This is a genomic window from Cohnella lubricantis, assembly GCF_014212015.1.
Taxonomy (GTDB): Bacteria; Bacillota; Bacilli; order Paenibacillales; family Paenibacillaceae; genus Cohnella; species Cohnella lubricantis.
In genome coordinates this window covers 1-7,199 of record NZ_JACJVN010000114.1, presented here as the reverse complement: position 1 = coordinate 7,199, position 7,199 = coordinate 1, and the positions used below count along the sequence as shown (strand labels likewise).

Genomic DNA, 7,199 nt, shown 5'->3' with positions numbered 1-7,199 from the left:
CCGGCCGATTGGCCTTGATGGCGCATAGCCAGCGGGAATGACGACGTCCCGACGATGCCGACGCACGAGACGACGACGAACAGCAGCGGCAGAATCGCCCCGAGGCCCGCTCCGGCGGCGATGACCGCCAGCAGGCCGACGCCGGCGGCCGCGGCAAGGACGAGGCCGGCGACGAGGAATTTGCGTTCGCCGAAACGGCTCGCGAGTCGGCCTGTCAGTTGGCTCGCGATGATGATGCCGACGCCGTTCATGGCGAAGATGAGGCTGAAGGTCTGCGGCGAGACGCCGAACAGGTCTTGCAGCACGAACGGCGAGCCCGAGATATAGGCGAACATCGCCGCCGAGACAAGGCCGGATGCCAACGCATAGCCCATGAATTCGCGATCGCTCAGGATGCGGCCCATCGTCCGCAGCGTCTCTCGGAAGCCGCCTCTTGAACGCCTCTCGGGAGGCAGCGTCTCCGGCAGCCCAAACCAGACGCTGGCCAGCGCGGCAGCGCCGATTAGGCCAAGCACGAGGAACACGCCGCGCCAGTCGGTGATGTTCAGCAGTTGACCGCCCGCGACCGGCGCGAGAATCGGCGCCGCGCCGTTCACAAGCATGAGCAGCGCGAAGAACCGGGTCAGCTCAGGGCCAGCGTACAGATCCCGGGCGACCGCCCGCGACAGCACGATGCCCGCCGAACCGGCGAAGCCTTGAACAAAGCGAAGGGCGATAAACGACCCGATCGTCGGGCTGATGATTAGCAGCAGCGATACGACGGTGTAGATCATCAGCCCCGAGGCGATCAGTATACGTCGGCCGCGGACGTCGCTTAGAGGGCCGACGATCAGCTGGCCAAGCGCCAGTCCGACGAGGCACGCCGTCAAGCTAAGCTGAGTGACGGAAGTGCTCGCGTGCAGATCCGAAGCGACCGCCGGCAGCGCCGGCAAATACATGTCGAGCGAGAATGGCCCGAAGGCCGACAGCAAGCCGAGAATCGCCGCGATCGCGAGCCGCCGCTTGCCGGGCAAAGCCGCAGAAGTGAGAGAGGAATTCATCATGCCCTGCCTTTCCAGTCGGATAATCGAATGATTGCGTTCATCCGCTATGATTAGGATTGTATCTTCATAACGTCACATGAGGATCATGTCATTATAGAAATAACTTTTCGGATGCGTCAACCGGCAATATCGGCGTCGAATCGACGTCGGCATGCATGCCCGAGGACCGGCTCGTGCCTGCCCGCAGCCCGATCATCGTGCCGCATACGATGTCGTGCCGGGGGAAGCCCAGCTCGGCGATCATCGGCCGCAGGTGCGGAAGTCCGCTTCGCGGTCGGCGCCTTCTCCTTCCTATTGCGCCGCTCTCGCTTCTTCGATGTCGAAATGTCGATTGACAGAATGACAGCCGAGGTGTGTAATTGAATCCACAGACATCAATTCGGAGGATTTTGTTTTGACCATCAAAGCTAAACTCTCAGTCTTCATCTTCGCGCTCGTAGCGGTCATCTTGATTCTGAATATATCGATTTACTATGTATCGACCAAGTCGGATCTCGAGACTCGCACGGTCCATCAGCTTAGAGGCATCGCGGAGCAAGTCGGAGCGACGGTGCAGGCTACCGAACAAGCCAGCAATTATATGGAATCCACCGTCGGTCTCATGCTGCGCAACGCGGCGATCGCCGCGAAGGACCGGCTCGACAGCCGCATCGATCACGTGACGAACGAGCAGCTCGTGGAAGTGGCCCGGGAAGTCGGCGTCGACCAGATCTCGCTGTGGGTCCGGAAGAGCAACGGGGATATCGTCATCGCCAAATCCTCTGATCCGAAGGAGCTCGGCCAAAGCGCGAAAACCTGGGATTACTGGTTCACCGCCTTCACGCAGCTGTTCGAGAAGCAGAACGTTACGATCTCCGAGGGGCAAGCGTTGGAGCATTACTGGTCCGGCCCGTTCAACTTCGCGACCAGCGATCCCTCCGACGTGAACAAGTGGGGCTATTATTATGACGGAACGACCGACTACATTATCGACCCGTTCATCGATGCCAGCGTATTCATGGATTTCCAGAAGACGGCCGGCACAGAAGCGGTCATCGACAAGATCGTGAAGGACAACCCCGCCGTACTCGATATATCGGGGTTTGATCCGCAGTTTTTTGGAAGAGAACGATTCATTCAATATAAGCAGGGCAAACCGGTATTCAATCTGGACGTCCGCGACGTCGTGTTCGGCTCGTACCGGTTCAGCGACCCGTCCGATGCGGAGAATATTCTGAGGGCGTCCGAGACCGGCAAGATCGTAACCGTTCAGCGCAAGATCGGCGACGCTCATATTCTCAAGAGCTTCATTCCCGTGTCGGAGCCTTCTCCGTACGTGATCGGGTTCAGCTTCGACGGAGATTCCCTCCGCAGGCAAGTGAACCACCAGTTGACCGTTCATATTATGATCTCCTCCATTCTGGCGGCCGTGGCGCTGTTCGCAAGCTACTGGCTGGCCGGGTTGATGCTCCGCCCCGTCAACCGAATTCTGTCCAAGGTCAACGAGGTTGCTGAAGGCCGCTTCGACAGCAAGATCAAGGTGTATTCCAAAGATGAGCTGGGCTTGCTCTCGACTCGCATCAACGCCATGGGAGACAGCCTCCAGCACTACATGTCGCGGCTGCGGGAATCAGCGGAAGAGCTGCGCCACACGAAGCAGTATTTGGAGTCGTTCGTCAATCACACCTCGGACGCCATTCACGTGTCCGAATTGGACGGCCGCGTCATGCAGGTGAACCATGCCTTCGAGGCGATGTACGGCTGGAACGAGGAAGAGATCATCGGCGTGGAATTGAACAACGTGCCGGATGAGCACGCCGCGGAATATAGCGGGATTCTGGAGACGGTGCTGCAGGGCGGATCGGTAGCGGACTTGGAGACCGTTCGATATGCGAAGAACGGCAAGCCGTTCGACGTCAGCTTAACGGTGTCGTCCATCCGCGACGAGCGGGGCGCGATTGTCGCCGTCGCCACCATCTCGCGGAACATCACCGTGCGGAAGCAGACAGAGGAGTTGCTGCGGCGCTCGGAGAAGCTGTCCGCCGTCGGCCAACTGGCCGCGGGCGTCGCGCATGAGATCCGCAATCCGCTGACGACGCTGCGCGGCTTCGTGCAGCTGCAGCAGAAGCAAGAGCAGTTGGCGCCGGCTTATCTGCAGATCATGTTGACCGAGCTGGACCGGATTAACTATATCGTCAGCGAGCTGCTCGTCTTCGCGAAGCCGCAGGCGGAACGGTTCCGGATGGCGCCAGTGGCGGACATTATCCGCGACATCGCGCTGCTGCTCGATTCGGAAGCGCGCATGAACAATGTGTCGATCGATATCCGATGCGAGGGCAGCCTGCCGGACATTCGCTGCGAATCCAATCAATTGAAGCAGGTGTTCCTGAATCTGCTCAAGAACGGCATGGAGGCGATGCCGTCTGGCGGCCGCATGCGGGTGGACGCTGGCGTCTCGCCCGATGGGAACGAGCTGGTGCTTCGATTCATCGACGAAGGCGAAGGCATTCCGGAGGAGCACCTCTCCCGCCTCGGCGAGCCGTTCTATTCAACGAAGGAGAACGGCAACGGTCTCGGGCTGATGGTCAGCCAACAGATCATCGCGAACCACAAAGGAGAGATGCGATTCGAGAGCGAGCTCGGCCGCGGCACCTGCGTTGAGATCCGGCTGCCGATTCCTGCAAGCGGCTCGGCAGAGCCCAAGAGCGAGAGCTGCTCAGCTTGAGTCCGAAGTCGAAGCGGCACGAACGGATCTGTCTCGCTAACTAGTCAAACCATCGCACTCGCACTCCGTTTGCAAGATACGCTGTCAATAGGAATTTAGGAGAGAAACGCCGTGTACTCTCTCCTTCACGGAAGACAATTTATCCCTTACTCTTGCGGCAGCTTTATGGATCGTGGTGAATTCTCCAATTGCCGCCCGGAACACGCCCCTGCCTGCAACCAAAGACCGCCAAGGCAATGCCCCGGCGGTCTTAACCATCTGCATCCTATGAGCTTGCCACTCCGTCTCGATGTTCCTCTGAGCTTGCCTAACCTTTAAATCACGCGGCTCGTGAAGTGCTCGAGGAACCGCTCCGACTGAACGCTCACACACACGCCAACGTTCGGCTCCTCGCCCGGCACTTCCGCCGTGCGAGCCAGCTCTTCGCCTTCAGTCACGACCTTCACGTGCATACGCTCCTCGGCAACGAAGCTCGGGTCGATGACGACGCCGATCGCCAGCGGATCGTGCAATGCGCAGCCGCCAATGCCCGGATAGCCTTCCTCATAGAAGTCGATATAGAACTCCGTCATATCCGCGAAGAATCGGCCCAGCTCGCCGCTCTGCTCGCGCCAATGCCGCACTTGCGTACGCGGAAGCAGCGTCTTCATCGTGACGTCGAGCCCGACGACCGTCAGCGGGAAGCCGGCGCGGAACACAATATCCGCCGCTTCGGGATCGCTGTAGATGTTCGCTTCCGCGTAAGGTGAGACGTTCCCGGGAGCGCGAACGGCTCCGCCCATAATGACGACGCGGTTCACCAGCGCCGCGATGCCCGGATCCTTCCGCACAGCCAGCGCCAAGTTGGTCAGCGGACCGACGAACACCAGCGTCAGCTCGTTCGGACGCGAGCGGATCTGCCGGACGATGAAGTCGGCCGCATGCTCCGACAGCAGACGGCCTGCGGGCTCGCTCCAAGCCGCGCCGCCGAGCCCGTGCTCGCCATGAATATGACGGGGATACTCCGTCTTGGTGCGCTTAAGCGGCTGGTCGGCCCCCTTCGCGACAGGCACGTTGCTTCTGCCGAGCTTCTCCAGCACGATGAGCGAGTTGCGCGCCGCTTCCTCCACCGTGATATTGCCGAAAGTAGTGGTCAAGCCCAGAACTTCGATCTCGGGGGAACGAATCGCATAAGCGATGGCCAGCGCGTCGTCAACGCCCGTATCGACGTCCAGAATAATAGGTGTAGCAGTCAAACGATAAAACCTCCCTGGATGCACATTGCAGGTATTCACACACTTCCCCTAACATATCACATTTCGACACAAAGTTCCTGCAGCAGTTCGTTCACGCACGAATCTTCAACTCAATCAACCGCGCGGTCTTCGCCCGAGACAGCGTCACCTTCAACCGTCCCGAAGCGGCGTCCCAGGCAAGCTGGCTGTCATGCTCGCTTGGGTACGCGATGCGGGCCTCGATCTCCATGCCCGCGAACTGCTGGAGAGGCAGCTCTTTAACGGCGTCATCCCCGCCGATTCGCCAGACGGCGACATATGCATGGTCACCGTAGCGAAGGCCGAAGCTGATCCAATCGTCCTGCGCCTTCGGCAAGCCCAGCGGCCAGAACGGCAGCGATTGGGGAATGTCGCTTCGAATCGTCTTGTAGTAGTCAAGCGCTTCCTTGACAAGCGCCCGGCGCCGCGGGCTCAGCTCGGCCACATGGCCGCTCTGGTGGACGCGAAGCAGCATAGCGTTAACCATGTTGAAGACGACCTCCTCGTCGTCGCCTTCGCGAAGCGGATACGACCAAATCGCGGATTGCTCCGGCGTCAATGCCGAAGGCGAGCTGGCCGCGATCGCCGCATAGTTGATATAGTCCTCCTGGTCGCTTGTCGACTGGATGCTGTGGCGGCTAAGCATTGCATAGTCCATTCGCATGCCGCCGCTCGAACAGTTCTCGATGACGAGATCCGGGTATTGCTCGAAGATCGAATCCAGCCAAGCGAGGTAGGCGCGGTTATGCTGCAGCAAGCCGTCGCCGAAGCTGTCGGCATCCTTCTCGGTGCCGATGCCGGCATTGATGTTGTAGTCCATCTTGATGTACCCGACGCCGTATTCCTCTACCAGCCGGCGGATAACGCCGTTCGCATGCGCGATAACCTCCGGGCTGCGAAAGTCGAGCTGGTAGCGGCTTCGATCCTTCACGCGCTGGCCGTGGCGCATAAAGAACCAATTGTCGTTCGTCTCGGCGAGCTTGGGACTGCGGATGCCCATGACTTCGATCTCGAGCCACAATCCAGGGATCATGCCTTTCGCTCGGATGTAATCAAGCACATACTTGATACCTTCCGGGAACCGCTCGGCCGAAGGCAGCCATTCGCCGACGCCGTCCCACCACTCGCCCGGGGCGTACCATCCGGCGTCAATGCAGAAGTATTCGCTTCCGATATCGGCAGCCGCATCGATAAGAGGCAACAGCTTCTCCGTCGTCGGGCTCCCCCACAGGCAATTCATATAGTCGTTGAAAATAACCCGCAGCAGCCGATTGTCTTCGTTCGGACGGCGAATAACGCGGCGGTAGGCTGTCAGCTGTCCGATGGCCTGCTCGAACCCCCCTTCCGCCACGCCTATAGCTGCCGGAACCGTGACGAATTCTTCTCCTTGCCGGAGCCGCTTCCACCAATGGTTGTCGTGCTCGGTCGGACCGCTGACGAGCAGCGTCAAGAAGTCGAACTGATCGATGATCTCCCAGTGCCACGAACCGTTATGCTCGATCTGCCAGACAAGCGACGTTCCCGCTTCCTCGTTCTCCAACACCGCCATCGGAACGTGCTCCGCCGCTGCCCATGATCCGGTATTGCTGCACGACACGCGCTTGGAGGTGCGGTCGGTCAGATGAGACAAGCCCAGCTCGGGCAGCCTGTACGACCGCCACTGAACTTCGCTTTGCCAGCCGGTATGGGGGATGGAGAGAACCATTTTCTCATCTCGATCCTGCAAGCCCTCCTTATCAAGCCCCGTTAAAGCAAAGGTTGAGATGTATTCGACGCCGACCGGTTCGCTGCCGCCATTGCGAAGGACGGTCCAGCTTCGGACGACAGAGATGCCGTCATAGAATTGCAAGTGCGATGTCGCTTCGAGCTTCGTCTCAGGATCGATGAGCGCAATCTCCAGCTTGCGCCCGATCTCGTTGCGGGTATCGCTGTACGAACGATATTGCAGCCGCAGACCCGGGAACGTCGCCCGGTGCGTGCGTCCGTGATACTCTGCCCGGTCTTCTCCGGATAGCTGCAGTTCCAGCAGCCGGAATCCTTCCTCTTGCTTATCCGGTACGAGCGCCGGGTCGTACGGCCGAGGGCCGAAGTGCAGCAAGCGGACGTCCAAGGCATCCGTTACTTTCAAGACTAGGTGCAACCCATTCTCCCGAATCTCGATTTGTCTGTTCACGACATCGCCTCCCTCAATAAATTAAT

The 7,199-nt window shown here is 59.6% G+C and carries 4 protein-coding genes and 1 pseudogene; 1 reads left to right on the top strand and 4 read right to left on the bottom strand.

Annotation, left to right across the window (positions count from 1 at the left end):
* Both H4Q31_RS21245 and H4Q31_RS21725 read right to left on the bottom strand, forming a co-directional pair.
* On the bottom strand, positions 1 to 1,043 hold a 1,043-nt coding region (locus H4Q31_RS21245; RefSeq protein WP_185181072.1), incomplete at its 3' end, for a multidrug effflux MFS transporter.
* Between the two features lie 157 nt (positions 1,044 to 1,200).
* Positions 1,201 to 1,325: pseudogene (locus H4Q31_RS21725) on the bottom strand (N-acetylglucosamine kinase); the annotation flags it as partial.
* A 112-nt stretch (positions 1,326 to 1,437) separates the two neighbouring features.
* Between H4Q31_RS21725 and H4Q31_RS21240 the strand changes: the two are divergent.
* The gene (locus tag H4Q31_RS21240) at positions 1,438 to 3,747 is read left to right on the top strand and encodes an ATP-binding protein (protein WP_185181071.1); all 2,310 of its coding nucleotides are present in this window, start codon (positions 1,438 to 1,440) and stop codon (positions 3,745 to 3,747) included.
* 314 nt (positions 3,748 to 4,061) lie between these two features.
* On the opposite strand, the gene H4Q31_RS21235 is transcribed toward H4Q31_RS21240, so the two are convergent.
* On the bottom strand, positions 4,062 to 4,982 hold the full coding sequence (locus H4Q31_RS21235) for a nucleoside hydrolase (RefSeq protein WP_185181070.1): 921 nt from the start codon (positions 4,980 to 4,982) through the stop codon (positions 4,062 to 4,064).
* 91 nt (positions 4,983 to 5,073) lie between these two features.
* Complete coding sequence (locus H4Q31_RS21230) at positions 5,074 to 7,173, bottom strand: glycoside hydrolase family 36 protein (protein WP_185181069.1); 2,100 nt, start codon at positions 7,171 to 7,173, stop codon at positions 5,074 to 5,076.
* Positions 7,174 to 7,199 lie beyond the last annotated feature (26 nt).